Genomic DNA, 23,438 nt, shown 5'->3' with positions numbered 1-23,438 from the left:
TACGATGGACGAGTTGTTGAAAATATTGGAAGATATGCACCCTGACGTCGATTTTCGTCAATGCGATAATTTAATCAAGGATAAAGTGTTGGATTCATTCGACATCGTCACGCTGCTTGCGGAAATCGACGGCGAATTCGGCGTGACGATTCCCGTGGAGGAGATCACGCCGGATAACTTCGATTCCGCCCAAGCGTTGTACGCGTTAATCACCAGACTATCCGACGATCTATAGGGGGAGACAATGCTTTTAACCTCATACGGTTTCATTCTCTTTCTCGTTATCCTGTTCGTCGTCTATTACCTTATTCCGAGAAAATTCCAGTGGGTATTGCTGCTTGGTGCAAGCTACTTGTTCTATGCGCTATCCGGGCTTCAATTTCTTGCTTATATCGCGGCGACGACGGTTTGCGTCTACTATGCCGGACGCCGAATCGGCGACTTGCGGCAGACCGAATCCGAGTATTTGCGCGAACATAAGCACGAATTGACCAAGCCCCAGATCAACGAATATAAGTCCAAGATGAAAGCAAGAAAACGGATCCCGATGCTGCTCGCCTTGTTCGTGGCTTTGGGCATCCTTGCTTTCGTCAAATACTCCGATTTCGCGATCGCGAACATCAATTACATCGCCCGGGCTTTCGGAAGCGAAGGCGGCATTTCCTTCTGGACGATCGCCGTGCCGCTCGGCATTTCCTTCTATACGTTCAAGAGCGCGGCTTACCTGATCGATGTCTACAGGGGAAAATTTCCGCCGGAGCGCAATCCGTTCAAGTTCGCGTTGTTCGTTTCCTTTTTCCCTGAAGTCATACAGGGACCGATTAGCCGATTCGATCAATTGGGTAAGACGTTGTACGGCCCGCACGCCTTCGATGGCCGCAACGTAAAGTTCGGCTTGCAGCGGGTCGCATGGGGATTTTTCAAAAAGCTGGTCATCGCCGATCAGCTGACGGTCGCCGTTCGCACAATTTTCGACGATCCCGAACACTATAACGGTGCGTTCGTGTTGATTGGCATGTTGTTATACGCGTTTCAACTGCTGGCCGACTTCTCCGGCGGAATCGATATTACGATCGGGATTGCCCAGATGCTGGGCATCACGGTTCAGGAAAATTTCCGCAGGCCGTATTTCGCCAAGTCGATCACGGATTACTGGCGCAGATGGCATATCTCGATGGGCGCTTGGTTCCGTGATTACGTCTTCTTCCCGATGTCCGTCTCGAAGCCGATGCTTGCCTTGTCGAAGTTCTCCCGCAGGCGATTCGGCGATACGATCGGCAAACGCGCGCCTGTGTATCTCGCGACTTTAACGACTTGGTTCGCCACCGGCATCTGGCACGGCTCCAGCTGGAACTTCGTCGCCTGGGGACTTGCCAACGGCGTCATCATCCTGATCTCGCAAGAATTGGAACCATTATACGATCGGTTCCACGGGAAGTTCAATGTGAAGCGTACGTTCGGATTCCGCTCTTTCCAAATCGTGCGAACGCTGCTTCTGATGAGCGCGATCCGGCTGTTCGACTGTTACATGGACGTGCCGCTGACGTTCAGGATGTTCGGGTCCATGTTCACGACCTTCAATTATCAAGTCTTATTCGACGGTTCGTTGCTTCATCTGGGCATCACGTTTAGTCACTACATCTTGATCCTGTCGAGCCTAACGGTCGTCGGAATCGTCAGCTTGCTTCAAAGAAGCGGAAGCGTGAGGGAGAAGATAGCGGCGCAACCGATCGGCCTACGGTATTCGCTTTATGGCCTGCTGATCCTATCGATCCTCGTCTTCGGCGCTTACGGCGTCGGCTATGACGCGACGCAATTCATCTATAATCAGTTCTGATCAAGGCGGAGGGATGAGGGGATGTTGGTACGGAAGAAGCTTATAATCGGAACGGTCGCGATCGTTCTGCTGCTCGGCTCGTTGTATGTGCTGCAACGCCTGCTGATGCCCAAATACGTATCCGGCATCGTCGAGGGTTCGCTCATCGGCGAATATTACAAAGAAGACCGCAAGGATTTCGACGTCGTATTTCTCGGGGACTGCGAAGTGTACGAGAATTTCTCGCCGGTTACGCTGTGGGAGAAATACGGTATTACGAGCTATATCCGCGGTAGCGCGCAACAGTTGATCTGGCAGTCGTACTATTTGCTGGAGGAGACGCTGAAATACGAGAAGCCGAAAGTCGTCGTCTATAACGTTCTTGCCATGAAGTACAACGAACCGCAAAAAGAAGAGTATAACCGTATGTCGCTGGATGGGATGAAACTCTCGGCAATCAAGCTGAAGAGTATTCAAGCGTCCAAGATGGCGGGCGAGCATGTTGTCGATTACCTTGCGCCCTTATTGCGTTTTCATTCCAGATGGGATCAATTAAGCGAAGACGACTTCACGAACCTGTTCGGCAAGGAGAAGTTGTTCAACAATGGGTATTATATGCGGGTGGACGTAAAGCCGGCGGGAAAAGTTCCGAGAGCGCCGAGGCTGCCCGATTATCGATTCGGTACGAACGCCTATAGTTACCTGGATCGATTGACGAAATTGTGCAAGGATAACGGAATCGAACTCGTATTGGTCAAAGCGCCGACGATCTACCCGAATTGGTACGACGAGTGGGATACCCAGATGGAGCAATACGCCGCGGCCCACGATTTAACCTACATCAATTTTCTCAAGCACATGGATGACGCCGGAATCGACCTGCAGACGGATACCTATGACGCGGGCTTGCACTTGAACGTATACGGAGCGGAAAAGCTGGCGACATACTTCGGAGCATTCCTGGCGGATACGTACCGCTTGCAAGATCATCGTACCGACGAAACGTGGAGCGGGATCTGGCAAAAGAAAATCGACTTTTACGATCGGATGAAGCAGGATCAATTGGATGAGCTCGCGAAATACGGATACCTGAAACGTTATAAAGCCGAAACGTGATAACGAATGGAAGAGGAGTGTTTACTTTGAAAAAAGCAAGTATAGGGCTGATCGCCCTCCTAATGTTGCTATCCGGTTGCGGGAACAAACCGACGGAGGAGGGAGCCGCTTCGCCTAGTGCGTTGTCGCAGACGGAAGGAGCCGCTACTTCGCCGGCTGCTTCCACCCCGGCCTCCGAGACGCCCGAGCAAGCAAGCGACGACGGCTTCGTGTTCGAGGCGAACGGCATCTCCATTCCGATGCATGCCAAAGCGGCGCCGATCTTGGACAAACTCGGAAAACCGCAAAGTTATTTCGAATCGCAAGCCTGCGCGTTCCCGGGACTCAATAAAATTTACCAATACAGCAGCTTCGACGTGTATGCCTACGAGAAGGACGGCGTCGACTATATCGCGTCCGTTATTCTGTTCGACGATACGGTGACCACCAAGGAAGGCGTCACCTTGTTCAACAAGAAAAGCGACGTGATCAAAGCCTACGGCGACAAGTTCACCAACAACTTGAATTTGTACGTTTATGACCAAGGCAAGTCCCAATTGCGGTTCGTCATCGAAAACGATCAAGTGACTTCGATCGAGTATTTAGCCAAAATTTGATCGGACTCGTTAAAAAAGCAGCGACTGACTAGGAACTCGAAAGACCTAGACTGCCGCTGCTTTTATTGTGCTAACGTAATCCGTTAGCGTAATCTACTTTTAGGGAGACTAGGTCATCTAACCGTCTGGTAAACGAGGCCTATGGCTCCAGAATCAAATGTCTTGTTCTCGATAAGTTTAAGATTGATCTTCTCTTTGAGACCTTGGAATAACGGCAACCCGCTGCCGATCAGGACGGGAGAAACCGTAATCTTATACTCATCTATTAAATCAAGCTGCATAAGGTAGTGTGCGAACCTAGGACTGCCGAGGATGACCATATCCTTGCCTGGCTGTTGTTTGAGGTTCTTGATCTCTTCCTCGACATTTTCTTTCACCAGCCTGGTATTGTTCCATTCGACTTTCTCAAGCGTGGTGGAAAAAACGATTTTGGCTGTCTTTTCGATCCACTCGGCATGATTCCGTTCATGCTGCGAAGCTGATGGGTTCGAAGGCACAGATGGCCAATAACTGTACATTCCCTGATAAGTCCCGCGTCCCCAAATGACAGTGTCGGCAGTACTCAGAATTTCTTTCGCGTGCTTCTCCAAATCAGCATCGTAGGAAGTAAAGGGTTGTTTCTTGTGGATTGCTAATCTAAACTTTATGGAGCCTTCAACTTTCGTAGGAATCCTGTAAGAAATAATTAATAATTGCTTTAGCCTTCGATAATAACTTGGGTTTAAATTAATGTAGTAAGCCCATCCCAAGGAGGCGTTATCGATGAACAAAACAATGAAAACAGTAGCGGTATCTCTGGTAGCAGCAGCAATTATGATTCCCGGGTTCGCATCCGCGGCAGACATGATGACTAAAGTGGATTATTCAAAGTTTAACGTAGTTCAAAAGAACGGTGAAAGCTGGGTGCCTCTACGTCAAATCGCACAATCTTTAGGATACAGTGTTCATTGGAGTAAAATGGACGGCATCATGCTAACCAAGAAAATGATGGATGAAATGATGCCAGAAAAGGACATGATGGATGACATGGACATGAAGAACGATATGGACACGATGGGCGACATGGACAAGATCCCGAAAATGTACTCGATCGTCATCAAACCCGGTCAAAAGGAATTCATGATAGGCATGGACAAAATGATGATGATGAAAGCGCCTATGTTGATTAAAAATACGACATACGTCTCGAAGGAATTCGTTGAAACTTATTTGTTGAATTCAATGATGAGCAAGTAAAAATCGTAAGCTAGCGGCATAATTCATGGTTATTCAGACGGAAAGTCTATGCGATTTCCTATGGATAACCTTTTCTATTCATAACGTTCATATAAAACGCGATTAGTACCTTGTGCTATAATTCGGCTATATGGAATGGGCTGAGGGGTGTAACATGACGACTACAACCGTATTGGTAGCGGATGACGAAAAAGATATTACCGACGTATGCAGGCGGTATTTGGAACGTGAAGGATATGTAGTATTGATCGCCAATGATGGTAACGAGGCTCTTGAAATTTGGGAATTGAATCGGCCGGAACTTGTTATCCTCGATCTTATGATGCCGGGCAAAACAGGTTGGGAAGTATGTACCGCGATCCGGCACCAAGAAGATGTTCCCATCATCATGCTCACCGCCCGAGGAGAAGAAAGCGATAGAATCATGGGCTTAACGCTAGGCGCCGATGATTACTTGACGAAACCCTTCAGTCCGAGGGAGCTGGTACTTAGAGTACGGAATCTGTTGCGCCGTACTAATGGTCACAACCTTGCCGAAAGCAATAAGCGTAACGTGGCAGAACAGGGAGATCAGCAGACTCCTGACAAGCATTTCGAAGGTTTATCGATTTTCCCATCCGGCAGAAGGGTCATGATTCAAGGGCTAGAGGTTGATCTTACAGTGAAAGAGTTCGATCTTCTGTACTTATTCGTCCGGCATCCAGGCCAAGTTTTCTCGCGCAACCAACTTCTAAGCCGTGTATGGGATATGGAATTCGAAGGCGACACGACGACGGTGACCGTCCACATTAGGCGCTTACGCGAGAAGATCGAGTCGCAGCCCTCGTCACCGCAATTCCTAAAGACCGTATGGGGCATTGGATACAAATTCGAAGGGAAGCCGTTATGATGAGACTTTTCCCTATCAAATTAAAAACTTACCTGCTTATGACGAACGCGATTAGTATTGCCGTTATTCTTGGATTCTTATTTTTCTGTTATAGTCGGATGCTATTGGATGTTAGCACGCTCTATTGGCTTGGCGGAGCGACACTCCTCGCCGGGGCGTTATCGTTTGTATTGAACTTCGTATTGATTCGTCCATTGGAAAAATCCGTAACGCGAATAGGAGACGTGGCGGGCGATATTGCATCGGGTAAACTCGGTATGGAAGTGCCGATCGTAGGCCCAACCGAGTTCCGCCAGCTTGCGGAGCGATTTAACTCGATGAGTCGACAGTTAAAAGCAAGCTTCGAACAAATTCAACAATCCGAGAATTCTCGGCGTGAGTTGGTAGCGAATGTCGCTCATGATTTGCGGACTCCTTTGGCTCTATTACAGTCCCATGCGGAAGCGATTCAAGATGGTCTTGTCCAAGAAGAGGAGCGACATAAATATTTGCAGACCATACGCTTGGAGGCTATTCGATTAGGGGCATTGGTACAGCATTTGTTCGAGCTCTCGAGAATCGACGCTGGTCAAGAACCGTTCGTGCCACATAGAGTTGCCTTGGAAGACGTGCTGGTACAGACATTAAATGCCTTCGCGCCGAGTTTGGAGAAGAAGAATTTACAAGTCAACGTTCAGTTGCCGGAACATTCGCCAATCGTCCTTTCCATGGAAACGTATTTGCGAAGAATACTTGGAAATCTGCTCGACAATGCGATACGTCATTCTCCTATAGGAGCTCGTCTCGTATTTTCCGCAGAATACGGACTGAATGATGAACTGATTATTCGTCTTGAGGACGAGGGAGATGGCATTGCCGAACTGGACAGAGAAAGAGTATTCGAAAGATTCTACCGAACGGATCATAGTCGTAAACGAGACGGTAGCGGTTCGGGGTTAGGGCTTGCGATCGCGCGCTCGCTCGTTGAACGTCAAGGCGGGCGGATAGGAGTGAATCCAGCGGAGCGGGGAGGAAGCGTATTCTGGTTCACCGTTCCTTCGGAAGAGACTTCGCATCTAAGGGGGAGCAAGGATGAGTAGACGTAAACCCGGATTCGGCAAGCAACTTGCGGATTTACATCGCTGGAATGGATGGATCGTACTCCTTCTTGCCGTCACCGGACTTCTGTTGCCATGGGATGTCGTGAGAGGATGGTTAGATGGCCATTTCCGCAATCCTGTTAAACAATTGCACATTATTCTAGGTGTTCTAAGCGCTGTAATCCTATTCCTTTACATCCCGCTTATGAAAAAACACTTAAAGCAAATCAAGAAACGGACTAAACAAAAGGGTAATTTGGGTTTTATGGTGATTCTTCTTGTCGGTTGGTTGCTTTCCGGAATCATTTTATGGCAAATTCGCAGGTTTCCGCCTCAATGGGCGAACGGGGCGATTATCGCGCATGATTTACTTACTTGGATTGGCGTTCCTTATATCATCTTTCATTCGCTGACCCGGTTGAAATGGATGAAAAAGCCTGAACGAAGGTCAATCAAATCATCCCAGGCGGAAGATGTGATACCCACTCGCCCCAACCATGAAATTGCCGCGCATTCGAATGTCTCTTATACGGAGCGTTCACCTTGGATCAATCGCCGCCAGTTTCTGAAATGGTCTGTGGGTGCGGCATTAACGGTATCTGTTGCACCGTCCTTTTTCCGGTGGATGACAACGTCTTTTGGGGGAACGATTACCAATGTAACGGGTACCACGAAGGATATCGCAGACGATGCGAATCTCATGCTACCCAATCCTACGCCTTTGCCCGATTCGGTTAACGTGATCGGGGGAGGCGCTAAGGGTTATTTTCGCGTCTACTCCGTGACTCCTTTACCTACATTCGATTCAAAGACTTGGAAATTCTCGATCGACGGCTTAGTGGATATCCCCTCCGCGTGGAATTGGGAGTCGTTCATTAAGATGGCCCGAACCGTTCAGGTGAGCGACTTCCATTGTGTCACGGGGTGGTCTGTATATAAGAATACATGGGAGGGGATCCCGTTATCGGTTATGCTAAAACAAGCCGGTTTGAAACCAAGCGCTAAGTTCGTTAAATTCTACTCCGGTGACGGCGTTTACACCGATACATTAACTTTGGAACAAGCCGATATGGAAGATGTCTTGGTGGCGGTACTGCACGACGGAAAGCCTATTCATCGGGACTATGGCGGCCCTGTACGATTAATCGTTCCTAAGATGTATGCTTATAAATCAGTGAAATGGCTTAACCGGATCGAGCTAATCGATAAGGATCATATCGGTTACTGGGAAGAAAGAGGATACGACACGGATGCTTGGGTGAAAACATGAAACAGCACAAAAGCAAAAGCCACTGACAATTTTAAATATGTCAGTGGCTTTTGCTTTGATCTTGAGCACATTCAAATCAAGCAATGTGATTGTTAACTCTCAACATGTTGAGTAAGAGTTCCTTGACGTACATTTACATTAATAGAGTCCGAGTACGACTCGAGTTGCTTCACTTTTGCTCTACGCACGATGATGATTGCTACCGCGACAATTATTATGCATACGGCTAATAACTGCGATATTCGAATATTCTTTCCTGCCTCCATAGCTCCCCAACCGAATGAGGACATCGGTTCCCATATCGTTTTGAGTAACGTTGCTACCCAACTCGGTCCAGCAAAAACAAGGCTATCCGTCCGAACGCCCTCCACGTAGAAACGACCGATGGAATACCAAATGAAGTAACTCATGAACAACTCTCCAACGCGAAGGAATTTGGCTCGGCGTAACAGTAACAGAACGCAGAGCCCCAGTAGGCTCCATATAGACTCGTATAGAAATGTTGGATGATAATACGAACCCTCGATGTTCATTTGATTCACAATAAAGTTAGGTAGATGTAAGGTGTTTCTCAAGAAACTTTCAGATACTTGTCCTCCATGGGCTTCTTGATTCATAAAGTTTCCCCAACGTCCCATCATTTGTCCTACGATTAGACCTGGTGCGCAAATGTCTGCAATACGAAGAAAGCTATAACCTTTACGACGCGTATAAATTAGGGCAGCGATAATTGCGCCTATGAGCGCTCCATAAATCGCGATTCCCCCATGCCAAATAGCTATGATCTCTATAGGGTTATCCCTGTATTGCTCCCATTCAAATGCAACATAATATAGCCGTGCGCCGATAAGAGCAGATGGGAGTCCTATCACCAATAAGTCGAAGAAAAACTCTTGCGAGATACCGAATCTTTTGCCTTCTTTAATAGCTAAGTAGAGCCCGAGCATAGCTCCAACGGCAATGATGACTCCATACCAATGAATTTGGATTGGTCCAAGTGTCAGAGCAATTGGATTAAGCACAATAAAAGTGACCTCCTTCAGTTAAAACAACATTATAAATATTAAAGCAATGAGCAAGACAATCATACTATAACATTTTAGTTGTTACCGCTAGGCTCTTGCCTATTATAATTTCCCTTTAATAGGCAACCGCATAGAATACATGGTAAGAATGAAAACATGAAATGAGGATGAATATGTACCGTAACTCATGGTATTACGATCAAGGGTCTATTCCCATTCAAAACAACTGGAATAACAACAATTGGAGTAATAATTGGAATCCTTTTTATTACAATTGGTACAATTACAACAGAAATACTGGAGCCATCATTTTAAGTGATTATGGACCCAAACCGTTTGTTGTTAACATTGACCAAGCTTCTAAGCAAAATAATAATTACCGTACCGCTTTATGGACGGGAGAACACTTTCAAGTGACTCTGATGAGTATTAACGTTAGAGATGATATTGGATTAGAAGTGCATCCGACAACTGATCAATTCATTCGTATTGAAGAAGGTCAGGGACTTGTACAAATGGGAGATAGCAAAGATAAGTTAGATTTTCAAGAAATGGCCTATGACGACTATGCAATTATGATTCCTGCTGGAAAATGGCACAATATAACCAATACAGGTAACACACTGCTCAAAATTTATGTTATTTATGCGCCGCCTGAGCATCCATACGGTACAGTTCATGAAACGAAAGCAATCGCGATGAATCGTGCGGAATAATGATAAGGTTGAATTAATTTCGCAAAAGTATGAAGTCCGAGTGAAGTCCGCGTAAACCGCGGGCTTTATTGTTTATCGCCATCATAGAAATCGGTGAATATATAAATGAGCTTGAGAACAAAATAAGGATACGCAAAAGAGGGGGAGATGGATAGATGTATGCTCTGCTTTATATTTTGGGCATAGCGGCATGTGCGTATTTGCTGATTGGATCAATCATGGTATTCCGCAAACAACAAAAGAAGAAGACGACCTTAGATAAAGAAGTGAGTCTAACGACAGTGAGACATCCAATTATCGCCAACCCGATATTTATTCTTTATGTGGCGATTCCTGTAATAACGATCATAATTGCGATGATCTGGATCTTCTCAACTCAATAAAAAGGAGTTAGGTCATGGAGAAACAGAAATACTATGTATCGGTACAATCTAGGACAATCATGTCACAGCAAGGGGATGCTGCATATGAGTTTGAAGATGGTTATGACTATTATCTTAGGGAAATATACAAGACGATTCAACAACTAGGAACGGAAGAGACGAGAGACCATATTTCTACAATGAAATTATAAGTGAATAGTGGAGAGAAGAAAGGCGGAAACTTCTCCATAACAGAGTTATTTCTGATCGAAAGCGGAGACTATCCGCCTTATGAACCATCCGAACTCCTACGATAATGGTTAAACAGTTACCGCAGGACATAGCTTAAGAAGAGCAGGCCGTAGAAAAATATTAATGCATTTAAACAAAAGGAATACCGACAATAACGGCACTCCTTTTGTTTTTACTAGTATGAAAACAGCTTTTTGAGAGCATCTTTCTGAACAGGTTTGATGTCGATAATAGGACGAATACTTTTCGCAGCTGCTTCAGCTTCATCAATATCCTTGGAGATGCCAAGAGCGAGGAGGGTACCCGCCGCAACGGTTCCTGTACGGCCTTTTCCACCGCCGCAATGAAATGCAACCTTCTGGCCGGCATTATAGGCATTCACGACTTCATCGATTGCTTCTTTAAATAACAGGTGCTCACTTTCCGTGGAGTTGTCGCCTAACGGGACTTTGATCCATTTCGCCTTCGACTCGGGGTATGCGCAACCTGTTGATTCTTCGCGCAGATCAATTACTACATCTATTCCTTCATTCTTTTCCATCGCTTCAACGTCTTTTGCTCCGCCCATGAAAATCCGGTTCTCGTGGAGGGAATGATAGTTGCGATCCATAGCCAACTCTCCAGTGCTAGTTATTTGCTTTTACGAAAACTATTGAATTCTACCGAAACCGTGGCGGCAGGAGGGGCACAACATAGCGATAAATCCCGTGCATCACCCGCGGACTCAAACTCTGAATCCTCTTTGGTGTAGAAAATCTCCCACGCGTTGTCGTCCGGATCGTATACCCAAACTTTGTCCTGTACCGCGTAGCAGCATGTCGTATTCATCTCATCGATGAGAAGCAGGTCAGACTGTCGTAACCGTTCGCCCATAGCTAATACATCCTCGGTATTGTCTACTTGAAAGCCAAGGTGATTCAGTACTCCATTTTTTTCATAAGGTCGAACATTCAAAGAGAAATGCAGAGCAGGATTATCGAGTTCAAACTTCGCATAATTGTCCTTCACTTTAGTGGGCTCAGCCCCGAAGAGGCTGCGGTAGAAGGCAAGAGCCTTGTCCAGATCCGTGCAATTAACGGCAACATGCATTCTTTTGATCGAGGCCATGCTTATTTACCATCCTGTACAAATTGCTCGATTCTGAATTTAATGGCATCCCGGACAGCGCGGAATTGATCCATTATCTCTTCCTCGGTACCGGTAGCTTTAGCGGGATCGTCGAATCCCCAATGCCATTTGATTACGTTAGGATTTAAGATCACCGGGCAATGCTCATCAGCATGTCCGCATAGTGTGACCACATAAGTCGCACGATTCAAGGTTTCTGCATCAATCGTCTTCGAAGCGTTGTTCGAAATGTCGATTCCGGCTTCCGCCATGACCTTAACGGCACGAGGATTCAGTCCATGCGCTTCCAAACCCGCGCTTTGGACTTCGTACAAATGTCCGCCGATTGCATTCAGAAATCCGTCCGCCATTTGGCTCCGGCAAGAATTGCCCGTACATAGGAAGTACACGAGTTTTTTATCCATTTTGATTTTCTCCTTTAGTGTGATGAGATTATATTAGTGGATGAGTTTTAACCAGAAGTATAGACTAGTTAAAGTGATGAATAAAACAGGGACGGTGAGGATAATTCCGACCTTGAAGTAGTATCCCCATGCGATTTTTACGCCTTTGGATGATAGGACATGGAGCCACAGCAAGGTAGCCAACGAGCCGATCGGTGTAATTTTAGGACCCAAATCAGAACCGATTACATTGGCGTAGATAAATGATTCACGGATGATGCCCGTAGCATCCGTGCCCTGGATAGCCAATGCGTCAATCATAACCGTTGGCATGTTGTTCATGATCGAAGAGAGAATCGCGGCTATAAAACCTGAACCGATCGTGGCGACGAATAGACCTTGATCTCCGACCCAGTCGAACACTTTGCCCAATTCATCGGTAAGACCGACGTTCCGTAGCCCATAGACGACGACGTACATCCCGATGGAGAATACGACAACAGCCCAAGGCGCCCCCTTAACCAAGTTCCACGTATGAATTTCTTTGCTCTGTCTGGCGAGAAGTAGGAAAACTAGTGCAGCTGCACCGGCAATTATCGAGACAGGAACGTCAATGAATTCGCTGGTCAGATAGGCAATGAGCAACACGGCGAGTATGATCCACGATATCAGGAATAACCGAACATCTTTGATCGCCTCGCTAGGCTTCTTCAATTGTGCGAGGTCGTAATTTTTAGGAATGCTTTTACGGAACATAAGGTACAGAACAAGCAAGCTTGACGCAATGGCAAAGATCGTGGGAACTACCATTCGACTGGCGTACTCTACAAATCCGATTCCAAAGAAATCCGAGGATACGATGTTAACCAGGTTGCTAACGACGAGGGGTAACGAGGCCGTATCGGAGATAAAACCGCTCGCCATGATAAACGGCAAAATCATTCGCATATCGAACTTCAGAGCCCTAACCATTGCTAGGACAATCGGCGTTAAAATTAAAGCCGCGCCGTCATTTGCGAAGAATGCAGCAACTGCCGCGCCAAGAAGAATGACGTAAACGAACAAGAGATTGCCGTTCCCTTTTGCATAGCGGGCCATATGAAGAGCTGACCACTCGAAGAAACCAATTTCATCGAGAATCAATGAGATCAAAATAACAGCAACAAAAGCCAGAGTGGCATTCCAAACGATCTGCGTAACATCCCAGACATCGCCGAAGTTCACAACTCCGCAAATCAATGCGATGATAGCTCCGCCACAAGCTGACCAACCGATGTTTAATCCCATAGGCTGCCAAATCACAAACACAAGCGTGAATACAAAAATCAATGAACCGATTGCGAGCATAATATTCTCCTACTTCTCTTTATTATCGCTGTTATTCGTTTGATTTACTCTGGATATTCAGATCTAAAAAAAACCTTTCGCATCTTCGTTTACTTAACCCCCTTTTCAAGCTATACTTCGATTATAAAACTTCAAGTTAGCTTTAAGTCAAGGAGAGATAAATCATGAATCAACTTAGTATTGGTCAGTTAGCATCGAGGGCAGAATTGAATACATCGACTTTGAGATACTACGAGTCCGTTGGTTTAATGCCATCTCCGGAACGCAAAAATGGACAAAGACGTTACGATGTGAAGCTAATAGACCGGCTTAGTTTTATAAAAGTCGCACAACAGACTGGATTCAGCATTCAAGAAATTGTTGTTCTTTTGGAAGGTTTCCAAGAAGACAGTTCATTTACTGAACAGTGGGAGCAAATGGCTAAACAGAAGCGCTCTGAGTTAGAAGCAAGGAAGAATCAAATCAATTCGATGATTCAAATTTTAGATAATGGCTTAAACTGCAAATGTCTGAGTTGGTCGGAATGTTTAGAGGAAATCCAGAGTAATGGCAGATAACGGGCGGAATTAAATCAATTTAATTTGATTTAATATTGATTTGGATTATTTTGCATGTTATCATACTCATATAAATCAAATTAATTTGATGTATGGAGCGTGCAAAATGAATGTGTTCTCAACCGAAATGTTAATGTTTGAACAACAGTCAGAAATTGAAAAAGAAGCTCGAAAATCTTGGATGTGGGCTAAACAGAAGACTATTCCGAAGAAAATGGTAAAGAATACAAAAGTTTTCACTCCAGCGAAACCTGCCACTGCTTGTTGCGCGGTTTGCTGCTAAGGAGCAGATGAATATGATTAAAGAATTGCCCATCATTGAGTCAAAAGTTAAATCCGTAGTTGATTTAGCACAGTATGAGGCGAAGTTCAAAGCACTCGCTGATCAAAAAAGATTACAGATCATGTTCGAGCTTACTCAAAGAGGTAGCGTTTGTGTTTGTGATCTAACTGATATCGTAGAAATGACTCAATCCAAATTATCATATCACTTAAAGATTTTATTGGATGCTAATCTCATTACCCGCGAAACAAGAGGGACTTGGAGTTATTATGAATTGAACCATAATGAGGTCAATCGAATACTATCCCCTGAATTATGTTGTATTTTCCGCAAATTGGACGAACGCCCCACTGGATGTTGTTAGTGAAATGATCTTTAATGATCTTTAATGCTGTATTAATCAAATTAATTTGATGAATGGAGAGGATTTCTATGAGTCAAGTTCAGAACGATGAGGTACGTCAACACGTACGGAACCGATATAAACAGATTGCAATCTCAAGTAACTCCGATGAAAGTTGCTGCACGCCTAGCACATCTACATCTGGATGTTGCGGTACATCAGATGAAGTATCATCCAAGCTTGGATATTCATCTGAAGAGCTTTCATCTGTTCCGTTAGGAGCTAATCTAGGTCTAGGATGCGGTAATCCGCAATCCATTGCATCTATTCTCGAAGGAGAAACTGTGCTTGATCTGGGTAGCGGAGCCGGATTTGATTGTTTCTTAGCCTCTAAACAAGTCGGAGAGAGGGGTAGGGTTTATGGAGTCGATATGACTCCGGAGATGGTAAGTCGCGCTCGGAGTAATGCGCTTAGAACGGGATATTCCAATGTGGAGTTCCGTCTTGGTGAGATTGAATACCTTCCAATAACAAACTCTACGATCAACGTGATTATCTCGAACTGCGTTATAAATCTCTCTCCCGATAAACAACAAGTTTTCAACGAGGCATTTAGAGTACTGAAATCCGGAGGTAGATTGGCTATCTCTGATGTAGTGACAACTGCGGAGTTGCCAGCCGATATTAAAGGAGATCTAGATTCTTTGGCAAGTTGCATATCAGGTGCTTCAACAGTAGATGAAGTAAAACAAATGCTTTATGAAAGTGGATTCGTTGAAATTAAAGTCGAACCAAAAGATGAATCACGCGCATTCATAAAAGATTGGATGCCTGGTACCAAATTGGATGATTATGTTCAATCGGCTGTGATACAGGCAATAAAACCTTAATATCAAAATTGTATTGTCGAACAATGACTCTAAAAACATAAATACCATGAGGTCAAACAAATATACAACTTTATTCAAGATAATTAAGGTGATTGTAGGAAGTCAAAAACATTGTTCCATCAAAGTCGCGTAAATCGCGGCTTTTTATTTATGCGATCAAGTTCTTGTCATTGGCCGATGTAAAGAACTTGAGCGGTCTTTTACTTTATTCTTCGATAATTTACTGCCGAATGAGAATTAAGATAAAAATAGTATACGAAAGCCATAGATTCGCGATATCTTCCGCTTGGCCCAATTGATACGATTTAGATGTTTCTTAAAATCAAAGGAGGGAATTGATTTGAAGAAGGGTCTATCGGCATGGTTAACCGGCTTGCTGGCGATCGCGACGCTCGTCGGCAGCATTGTCGTCACTCCGCCGAACAGAGCGGAAGCGGCAAGCGTGAAGCTCACTTTGAACACGGGCATGGTGACGAACGAATCCGGTCTTGGAGACGCATCGATGCTTGTCGACGAACAGTCGATATCAGGCGATCCCCGAGGCGGCACGGGCGGTGCGACGACGAACAACTGGCAGCCGGGCTGGAACAACGCGCTTCTCCCAGCCTACGCGTACATCGACCTGGGGTCGAATTACGATGTGACCGATATTTATATGCGAGATGGCCCCGGCAATTCCGACGTGACGATCTACGCGGGAAGCCCCGGAAATTGGACCTCGCTGTTCACCGATCCGCTGACCCAGTACCTGCAGTGGAACGCGCATCCGGTCAGCGTTACGACGCGATATATTCGGGTCGGTATGACGACAACCACGACGAACTTTTCGGAAATCGTGATTTACGGCGAACCCTCGGGCGGAGGCAGTAGCGACACGACCGAGCCGGCGACCGTCTCCAACTTGGCCGCTCCGACTTCGGGCTCCGCAAACGTCAATCTGACGTGGACGGCTCCGGGCGACGACAACTTGACCGGCAAGGCGACGTCCTACGACATCCGCTACAGCACGTCGACGATCACGACCGGTAACTGGTCTTCCGCCACGCAAGTGATGGGCGAACCGACGCCGGCGGTCGAGGGTACAACGGAGTCTTATAACGTCACCGGATTATCGGCCAATACCACGTATTACTTCGCGATCCGCGCTTCCGACGAAGTGCCGAACATCGGCGCTCTATCCAATGTCGTCAGCAAAGCAACGACCGCTGTCACCGAAGACGGATGGATCGCCATAGGAGACACAGAAGTTGTCGACGTGGAAAGATCCTGGCTGGGCACGAAAGGCGAGGATACGACCTCCGGCAATCCGTATCTGCTGTTCCGCGGATACGAGACCTATAAGGACTTCACGACTTTCGAGCAGATCAACGCAGCGAGTCCGTCCGGCTACTGGCCTATACTTAGCCAAGCCGACAAGCTGATCCCGAACGGCAATACCGACAAGGTGTGGCGATCAGGAGCCGGAGGAGCATGGAACACGAACAGAGTGCTCGAGATCGAGCTGAAACAGCGGCATGAACTTGAGGAGCTTTGGTTCTTCGACGGAGGAGCTTACCGTCCCTCGGCGTATTGGAACTTCACGGATCCGGATAACCCCGTGCCCGACGTCCCGAACGATCCTGAAGGCGTGGGCAGCAAGTGGGAGGTCATCGGCGGATCTATCAATGTTTACGGTTATCTGGAAGACGCGGAGAGGTATGAGCTACTGTTCTCCTACGACATGAACAACGATGACAGCTGGGTGCAGGTAGACCTCAGCGATCTTAGCGATTACTCCAACCATACCAGCCTTAGCTACGAGGAAATCAAGAGAGTCTCGAAAATCAAAATCGAAAAGGTGAGCGAGAATAAATACCACTGGTGGGAAGGAGCCGACGTATACAGAAACTTCGACACCGACGTAAACCTTTCGAGCTTCGTCATGCTCGGCAAGCCGATCACCCGCAGCACGGTGGCGGCGGTTCAGAGATCGTGGCTGGGCAACGACGGCAAGGCCGAGGGCGACGGATCGCCATACTTGCTATTCGACGGGTACGAGAACTACAAGGACTTCACGATGTTCGAAGAGATCAGCGCAGCGGCTCCGGAAGGCTTCAAGCCCATACTTACCGAAGAAGAGAAAGCGCTTCCAACCAACGACAGCGTGTGGAGAACGGGAGAGGGCGGCAGCGGCACGCTAGAGATCGCACTCAATCAGAAGCATACGCTTCAGGAGATGTGGTTCTTTGACGGTGCGGAGTACGGCTCCACATCGGATGCCATACCTGATCAGACCAGCGAATGGCAGGTAGCCGGCGGTTCCGTCAAGGTGTCCGCCTACGTGGATGACCATTATGTGGAGCTGTTCACCTATGCGATGAACAATGACGACAGCTGGGTACGTATGGATCTCGACACTCCCGCCAGCTTCGGCGGCGGCTACATCTACGATGAGATTAAGAATGCCTCGAAAATCAAAATCGAAAAGCTGAGCGGCGGCACGTACAAATACGTGAATTTCGCGGACGATATCATTACAGTCAATCGCGACGTCAATCTTTCCGAGTTCGTTATTCTCGGTCTGCCGCTTGAACCGCTGGTCGCGGATACCGGCAAAAGGGACATCGTACCGATAGACTGGGACAAAGAACCTCAGACGGTGCCCGAGTTCGGCATCGACTTCGGTACGTTCGTCGGCACCAACAGCTTTTTTAACGACCCCGACCTCAATGAGTACGTCGTCCCGGTCAGCGGAACGACGAGAGAATACCACACTTGGGCTTGGACGGAATATATGGTCGGCAACGACTTGGGCTATGGCGACAACGATCCGCGCCTGATCGACGATCCGGAAAAGCCGCTTGTGGCGTTCGTCAACACGTGGGGCGCTTTTGACGCCTTCTACAGAAACATGAAGGCAGCCGGCGCGATCGTCTATCTGTGCCTGCAGAATCTGCATGTCGGAGACGCCGATAGAACGGATCCTGCATACAACATGCCCAATTATCAAGGCGACGGGGACTTAGAGAACCCCAAATCCTATTTGGGTCATGCCATGAGCTTATGGCAGCACGTCGCTAGATACGGAAGCGCCAAGAGCACGGCGGAGGGCGGCACAATCGATCCGGATCTGGTGCACGTCGCCCCCGGCACCTCCAAGGAAATCGGGTTGAACCTGATCGAGACTTACGAGAACGGCAACGAATTGAACCTCAAGGGCGTGGACGGCTATGAGTTCGCGGCCATGACCAGCGCGGACTACGACGGCCACATGAACTCCATGAAGGCGTGGATGCACGATACGGACATCGCCGTTAACTCCCGGAACGGGAATTACATCTACACCGAATACGCAACCGGCAAGCCGTACTCCGGCGTTGGCGTAAAGAATGCCGACCCGAACGCCAAGCTGTCCATCGCGGGCGTGGGCGGCCTCGACCTCAAGTTCATGGAAGAGATGACAGAATGGTTCTTGACCTACAGAACCGCGGGCGATTACCTTGACATCAACTATGTATTCGAGGGGGGCTCGTACTACAGGAGACACGATACCGAGAAGACGAAGCCCTACACCAAAGAGGAAGCCCTCTCGGGAGAGGAAAATCCCGAGGAACAGGCCAACTTCCTGTACAGATTCGAGCAGTTCCCGGTAGACGTGCTGAACGTGCATCACTACACCCCCGACTCCAAGGACGTCGCGAACGGCCGGCCGATAGGCGGCGTGGCGCCCGAGGAAGACCAGTGGACCAACCAGACATGGAACCAGGATGTTCCACTGGAGTACGGCATGAAGTGGGTCATGAATCTTCGGGCGCTGTATTATCCGAACGCCGAGGTATGGCTTTCCGAGCTGGGCTGGGACAGCGCCCAAGGCACGGCGACCACCGCCAAAGCGAATCAGGTTTATTATCCCGGCGTCAACGCCGAGCTCGAATTGAATTCGAATCTTTATCCCAGCTTCCCCGGAAAGGACAATCCGGCAACCTTGCAGAACGTAGTAGGCGGTTTCGAGATGCAAGGCCGCTGGATGGTCAGGGAATTCCTGCTCCTGGCGTCCTGGGGCGTGGATCGCGCCCAGCAGTTCATGCTGCGCGGTTCGGGAACGGGTACCGCCGGAAAGTTCAATACCAGCGGCTATCTGGATACCCAAGAAGTGCTGGGCGAGGGTCCGACCGCCAAGAAACCCGCATGGTACTATGTAACGGCCATGCGGAACTGGCTGGGCGATATGCGCTTCGAGAAGGAAGTGGAAACCCCCGCCTATACCAAAAAAGTAGAAGCATGGGATCCATCGGGCAACGCCTTCACCAATAACAATACTACGCCCGAAAACGCGCTAAACGTCCTTCAGTTCGGCTACGAAGACGAGAACATCGGGAAAGACGAACAAGACAAGAATAACGGCAAAGGCTACGCGCTCTGGTTGGGAACCTCCAAGGGCGATGTTGACGGCAACTATGTCGATTATGAGCTTGATCTTTCCGTAATCCCTCAAACGGATATCGAGGATATAACGCTGGTCGAGCTGGTGCGCGATAGCGAGACCGGATCCTCCACATCAATATTGTCTCAGTTATCCGACGGAAAGGTAACAGTAAGAGTCACCGAAAAACCGGTGTTCGTCATGGTGAACACGGGTGATAATCCAGAGCCTACGACTCGCAACGTTACAATCGGCCAGACGGTGAACGGAAACGTCACCTCCGATAAAGCTCATGCGACAGAGGGCGAGCTGGTCACCCTCACCGTTGCTCCGAACCCCGAATACCAAATGCAGCTTGGCTCGCTCAAGGTCAATGGCAGCACCGCAGGCTTGACCAGTCTCGGCGATAGCAAGTACCTGTTCGCCATGCCCGACGAAGACGTCACCGTGACGGTTTCGTTCATCGAGATAGGGGCCGACGACGAATACGCAGTCCTGTACGACGAGAACTTCGACGCCAGAAACAGTGTCGGCGGAGGGGCATGGGCCGGCGATAGAGCGACGATCGTCGCTCGTCCACAGGGTGACGCGGGCGACAAGGCGGTCGAAATTACGCAGGGCGCCGGCAATAACCTGTATCAATTCCCCGGGATCTCCTTCGAGTCGGGCGTCGACTATACCCTTGAATTCGACTTTAGGGGCGACGGCGGCATCGACGGAACCAGCTTTTATTTTAACGACAGCCAAAGGCTCTTCGACGGCGACGCTCCGGTGGACGGCATGATGAACGTGCGTTCGGCTAGCACCTGGAGCGCGAAGACTTATACCCATAACCAATGGCATCAATTCAAAATGCAGTTCAGGCACGACGGCGTGAAATGGTCGTTTACGCTCTACATCGACAACGTCCTTATGGCTAACGGTCCCGTCGCTAGCGCTACCGCTACCGGGAGCCAGACGGTAAAACTGAAGAACGGCTACCTTAGCGATGAAGGCGGCAAAGCGTATTACGACAACTTCCTCCTCTATCAGGGTCAGCAAGAGGGCATGGAGACGCCGCACAGTATCACGGTACCCGGAGAGATCGCCGGAGGTTCGGTCACAGCAGACAAGTCTACGGCTACGGAAGGCGAAACCGTCACGCTGACCATAGCCCCGGACGACGGCTATACGCTGTCATGGCTCAAGATCAACGACGTGGAGCAGGCGATAGCCGGTGGTAGCCACGTATACCTCATGCCCGACGACGATGTCGTCGTAACGGCTGCGTTCGAGGAACATGAGGTTCAATACACGGTCCTGTATGAAGAAAACTACGATTCGCGCAGCGCTCCGGGCGAGGTGATGGGATGGGCCGGTACCGGCAGCGCGATCGTCTCCGCTCCGGGCGGAGTGGGTGGCAGGGCGCTTCAGATCACGCAAACCGACGGCAATAGCTTGTATCAATTCCCCGCGATCGCGTTCGAGTCGGGGATCGACTACACCTTAGAATATGACTTTATGGGCAGTGGCACGAGCACCGGAAACGCTCTGTATGTCGGGTGGAGCGAGAGATTTTATGACAGCGACGGCGGCGGCGATGCAAGCAAGTTGCATCTGCGCATGTGGCAGAGCTGGATCGCAAAGTCGTATACGAAAGACTCGTGGCACCATTTCAAGTCGGAGTTCAAACACAACGGCGCGAAGTGGAGCGTAAGAATCTTCCTGGATGGCGTGCTCGTAGACGATAACGATGTAAACGGCGCGGTCTCTCTCAACCAGCAACTGATGTTGAAGGTTGGCGGGGCTGGCGGGTTAAACTACTTCGACAACGTCAAGCTCTACCAAGGCGAGAAGTCGGGGGTCGAGTACGCGGTCACGCTGCCCGGTGAGGTCAATGGAGGCTCTGTCTCTACTGACAAGGAAACCGCGGCCGAAGGCGATACCGTCACGTTGACCATAACCCGCGAGGACGGCTACAGACTTAAGAAAATCGTAGCCACGATCGACGGTTATGGCATGGAAGTCGCGTTAACGCCTGTCGGCAGCAACAAATTCGCATTTATTATGCCAGCCAGAGATATCACCGTAACGGCCGAGTTTGAGGATGACTACGCTGTCCTGCTTGAGGAAAATTTTGACCCGTACAGCGCTCCCAACGAGGTTATCGGATGGGCCGGCACCGGTAGCGCGATTGTTGCCGCTCCGGGCGGAGTGGGCGGCAAGGTGCTTGAGATCACTCAGACCGACGGCAATAGCATGTATCAATTTCCCGCGATTACGCTTGAGCCGAACGTTAACTACACCCTGGAATATGACTTTAGAGGCAGCGGCGTAAATACCGGAAACGCTCTCTATCTCGGGTGGAGCGAGAGATTTTATGATAGCGACGGCCCGGCGCAGGGCAGCGATTTGAATCTGCGTTCGTGGAACACTTGGAGCAATAAGTATTATTCGAAAGATGCTTGGCATCATTTCAAAGTGGAGTTTACCCACGACGGCGCGAAATGGAACTTTACGCTCTATCTGGACAACGTCTCCGTGGCTGCCGGTCCTTGCGACGCGAACGTTACCGGAAGCGTACAGCTGATGTTAAAGCTTGGCGCGACTGCCGCCGGTGGCAAAGGGTACTTCGACAACATCGTCTTCTACCAAGGCGTGGTAGGCGAGCCTGCCACTGACCAAGTTCCGCCGATTACGTCAGCCGTGCCCTCCGGAGATCTGAAGGAGGGAGTGTACCGATCGGCCGTCCAGATCGCCTTCGTATCGTCCGATGAAGACTCCGGCGTTGCTTCGACTTATTATCAAATTGACGATAACGAGCCGGTAATCGGGACCCAAACGACGATTGAGACGGAAGGAAATCATACCGTTCGGTATTGGAGCGTCGACCGCGAAGGGAACGAGGAGAATCCGAAATCGCTTTCATTCTCGATCGATCTGACGCCATCGACCGACCATGCGAGTGCTGCGCCTGGCAAGCCAGATCTATCGAACGACAATGGATACGATACGGGGCTAAGAGACGGAACGTACACGGTGAAGATGAACCTATGGTGGGGCAATAACGGCACGAAGTATAAGCTTTACGAGAACGGAACGATTATTCGCACCGTGAACTTATCCGATTACTCTCCGGGCGCACAAACAGTGGACTCAGCAATTACCGCTCGAAAGAATGGCACTTACGTCTACACATGCGAGCTGATCAATTCATACGGTTCGACATCCTGCACGCCGATGACCGTTACCGTAACGGATGCATCGCCGGGGCAAGCCGTGTTGTCGAACGATAACTGGGACCAAGACGGCAGCTTTCATGTATCCATGAATTTATGGTGGGGCACGAATGCGACAAGTTATGAGCTGTATGAGAATGGCATTCGAATCGATTCGCAAAGTCTGGTTGACCGTACTCCAAACGCGCAATCGGCATCGACAACGATTTCAGGGAAAGCTCCGGGAACTTACGTTTACGAAGCCATACTGATCAATGATGCCGGCGAAACCAAAACCGCCAAGATGACGCTCACGGTAGTTTAGTAAAGCTTGAATACACAAACGGTGCCGCTTCTTTGGAAGCAGGCACCGTTTGTGTATCATCGACGAACTTTCCTTACAGATACAAGAGAAGAGAATGTCCAATACCGAATTGAATGGCAATAGGGTTCGCGAACTCATCGTTTGCCGCAGAAATTCAGGCTCGAATGCACCGCGGTGCGGAAATTATGAAGGAAACCATAGAGGCCGAAGCGAAGTTTTAGTAATA

At 48.6% G+C, this 23,438-nt stretch carries 21 protein-coding genes; 15 read left to right on the top strand and 6 right to left on the bottom strand.

Annotated features, from left to right (window positions below; genetic code table 11):
• Positions 1 to 4: 4 nt before the first annotated feature.
• The 4 genes from DFP95_RS22675 to DFP95_RS22660 are packed head-to-tail and all read left to right on the top strand — an operon-like array spanning position 5 to position 3,528.
• Positions 5 to 235 carry a phosphopantetheine-binding protein gene (locus tag DFP95_RS22675; RefSeq protein WP_115994977.1) on the top strand — a complete coding sequence of 77 codons (231 nt, stop codon included), beginning with the start codon at positions 5 to 7 and terminating at the stop codon, positions 233 to 235.
• Positions 236 to 244: 9 nt separating this feature from the next.
• Positions 245 to 1,837, top strand: a complete 1,593-nt coding sequence (locus DFP95_RS22670; RefSeq protein WP_115994976.1) for an MBOAT family O-acyltransferase — start codon at positions 245 to 247, stop codon at positions 1,835 to 1,837.
• Between the two features lie 21 nt (positions 1,838 to 1,858).
• Positions 1,859 to 2,932: an SGNH/GDSL hydrolase family protein gene (locus DFP95_RS22665; protein WP_115994975.1), complete on the top strand. Its 1,074-nt coding sequence runs from the start codon at positions 1,859 to 1,861 to the stop codon at positions 2,930 to 2,932.
• Between the two features lie 26 nt (positions 2,933 to 2,958).
• Positions 2,959 to 3,528, top strand: coding sequence for a hypothetical protein (locus DFP95_RS22660; RefSeq protein WP_115994974.1), 570 nt, complete (start codon positions 2,959 to 2,961; stop codon positions 3,526 to 3,528).
• Positions 3,529 to 3,641: 113 nt separating this feature from the next.
• Here DFP95_RS22660 and DFP95_RS22655 read toward each other — a convergent pair whose 3' ends face one another.
• A complete protein-coding gene (locus DFP95_RS22655; RefSeq protein ID WP_220376442.1) occupies positions 3,642 to 4,175 on the bottom strand; it encodes a dihydrofolate reductase family protein in 534 nt (177 codons plus the stop codon).
• Between the two features lie 115 nt (positions 4,176 to 4,290).
• Here DFP95_RS22655 and DFP95_RS22650 point away from each other — a divergent pair, with 115 nt between their 5' ends.
• From DFP95_RS22650 to DFP95_RS22635, 4 genes are all read left to right on the top strand, one after another.
• Positions 4,291 to 4,764, top strand: a complete 474-nt coding sequence (locus tag DFP95_RS22650; RefSeq protein ID WP_115994973.1) for a stalk domain-containing protein — start codon at positions 4,291 to 4,293, stop codon at positions 4,762 to 4,764.
• A gap of 154 nt (positions 4,765 to 4,918) precedes the next feature.
• Positions 4,919 to 5,653 carry a response regulator transcription factor gene (locus DFP95_RS22645; RefSeq protein WP_115994972.1) on the top strand — a complete coding sequence of 245 codons (735 nt, stop codon included), beginning with the start codon at positions 4,919 to 4,921 and terminating at the stop codon, positions 5,651 to 5,653.
• Positions 5,650 to 6,732: a sensor histidine kinase gene (locus DFP95_RS22640; protein ID WP_245987860.1), complete on the top strand. Its 1,083-nt coding sequence runs from the start codon at positions 5,650 to 5,652 to the stop codon at positions 6,730 to 6,732. The genes DFP95_RS22645 and DFP95_RS22640 overlap by 4 nt, the downstream gene beginning before the upstream one ends.
• Entirely contained in the window at positions 6,725 to 8,002 is a 1,278-nt protein-coding gene (locus tag DFP95_RS22635) for a molybdopterin-dependent oxidoreductase (protein ID WP_115994971.1), read from the top strand. The genes DFP95_RS22640 and DFP95_RS22635 overlap by 8 nt, the downstream gene beginning before the upstream one ends.
• 92 nt (positions 8,003 to 8,094) lie before the next feature.
• Here DFP95_RS22635 and lgt read toward each other — a convergent pair whose 3' ends face one another.
• Positions 8,095 to 9,024, bottom strand: a complete 930-nt coding sequence (gene lgt, locus DFP95_RS22630; RefSeq protein ID WP_115994970.1) for a prolipoprotein diacylglyceryl transferase — start codon at positions 9,022 to 9,024, stop codon at positions 8,095 to 8,097.
• A gap of 176 nt (positions 9,025 to 9,200) precedes the next feature.
• Between lgt and DFP95_RS22625 the strand changes: the two genes are divergently transcribed.
• The 3 genes from DFP95_RS22625 to DFP95_RS29025 all read left to right on the top strand — a co-directional run bounded on the left by DFP95_RS22625 (position 9,201) and on the right by DFP95_RS29025 (position 10,317).
• The gene (locus DFP95_RS22625; protein WP_115994969.1) at positions 9,201 to 9,743 is read left to right on the top strand and encodes a cupin domain-containing protein; all 543 of its coding nucleotides are present in this window, start codon (positions 9,201 to 9,203) and stop codon (positions 9,741 to 9,743) included.
• Positions 9,744 to 9,898: 155 nt separating this feature from the next.
• Positions 9,899 to 10,126: a hypothetical protein gene (locus DFP95_RS22620; RefSeq protein WP_115994968.1), complete on the top strand. Its 228-nt coding sequence runs from the start codon at positions 9,899 to 9,901 to the stop codon at positions 10,124 to 10,126.
• A 14-nt stretch (positions 10,127 to 10,140) separates the two neighbouring features.
• Positions 10,141 to 10,317, top strand: coding sequence for a hypothetical protein (locus DFP95_RS29025; RefSeq protein WP_181907566.1), 177 nt, complete (start codon positions 10,141 to 10,143; stop codon positions 10,315 to 10,317).
• A 215-nt stretch (positions 10,318 to 10,532) separates the two neighbouring features.
• Here DFP95_RS29025 and DFP95_RS22615 read toward each other — a convergent pair whose 3' ends face one another.
• Genes DFP95_RS22615 through DFP95_RS22600 form a run of 4 tightly spaced genes read right to left on the bottom strand, consistent with a single transcriptional unit; the run spans position 10,533 to position 13,215 of the window.
• Positions 10,533 to 10,967: a protein-tyrosine phosphatase family protein gene (locus DFP95_RS22615; RefSeq protein WP_115994967.1), complete on the bottom strand. Its 435-nt coding sequence runs from the start codon at positions 10,965 to 10,967 to the stop codon at positions 10,533 to 10,535.
• A 20-nt stretch (positions 10,968 to 10,987) separates the two neighbouring features.
• Positions 10,988 to 11,464, bottom strand: a complete 477-nt coding sequence (locus tag DFP95_RS22610) for an ArsI/CadI family heavy metal resistance metalloenzyme (RefSeq protein ID WP_115994966.1) — start codon at positions 11,462 to 11,464, stop codon at positions 10,988 to 10,990.
• Between the two features lie 2 nt (positions 11,465 to 11,466).
• Positions 11,467 to 11,889 (bottom strand): arsenate reductase (thioredoxin), encoded by a 423-nt coding sequence (arsC, locus tag DFP95_RS22605; RefSeq protein WP_115994965.1) that lies wholly within the window; start codon positions 11,887 to 11,889, stop codon positions 11,467 to 11,469.
• 33 nt (positions 11,890 to 11,922) lie between these two features.
• Positions 11,923 to 13,215 (bottom strand): arsenic transporter, encoded by a 1,293-nt coding sequence (locus DFP95_RS22600; RefSeq protein WP_115994964.1) that lies wholly within the window; start codon positions 13,213 to 13,215, stop codon positions 11,923 to 11,925.
• A 164-nt stretch (positions 13,216 to 13,379) separates the two neighbouring features.
• Between DFP95_RS22600 and DFP95_RS22595 the strand changes: the two genes are divergently transcribed.
• The 4 genes from DFP95_RS22595 (at position 13,380) to DFP95_RS22580 (ending at position 23,212) form a co-directional block, all read left to right on the top strand.
• Positions 13,380 to 13,772 (top strand): MerR family transcriptional regulator, encoded by a 393-nt coding sequence (locus DFP95_RS22595; RefSeq protein ID WP_115994963.1) that lies wholly within the window; start codon positions 13,380 to 13,382, stop codon positions 13,770 to 13,772.
• 296 nt (positions 13,773 to 14,068) lie between these two features.
• On the top strand, positions 14,069 to 14,419 hold the full coding sequence (locus DFP95_RS22590) for an ArsR/SmtB family transcription factor (RefSeq protein WP_115994962.1): 351 nt from the start codon (positions 14,069 to 14,071) through the stop codon (positions 14,417 to 14,419).
• 68 nt (positions 14,420 to 14,487) lie between these two features.
• Entirely contained in the window at positions 14,488 to 15,288 is an 801-nt protein-coding gene (locus DFP95_RS22585) for an arsenite methyltransferase (RefSeq protein WP_115994961.1), read from the top strand.
• A gap of 340 nt (positions 15,289 to 15,628) precedes the next feature.
• Positions 15,629 to 23,212: an InlB B-repeat-containing protein gene (locus DFP95_RS22580; protein WP_115994960.1), complete on the top strand. Its 7,584-nt coding sequence runs from the start codon at positions 15,629 to 15,631 to the stop codon at positions 23,210 to 23,212.
• Positions 23,213 to 23,438 lie beyond the last annotated feature (226 nt).

Origin of the sequence: Cohnella lupini, from assembly GCF_003386205.1 — a bacterium.
GTDB lineage: Bacteria > Bacillota > Bacilli > Paenibacillales > Paenibacillaceae > Cohnella > Cohnella lupini.
The sequence above is the reverse complement of the archived record's forward strand: the minus strand, read 5'-3'. Positions and strand labels throughout refer to the sequence as shown.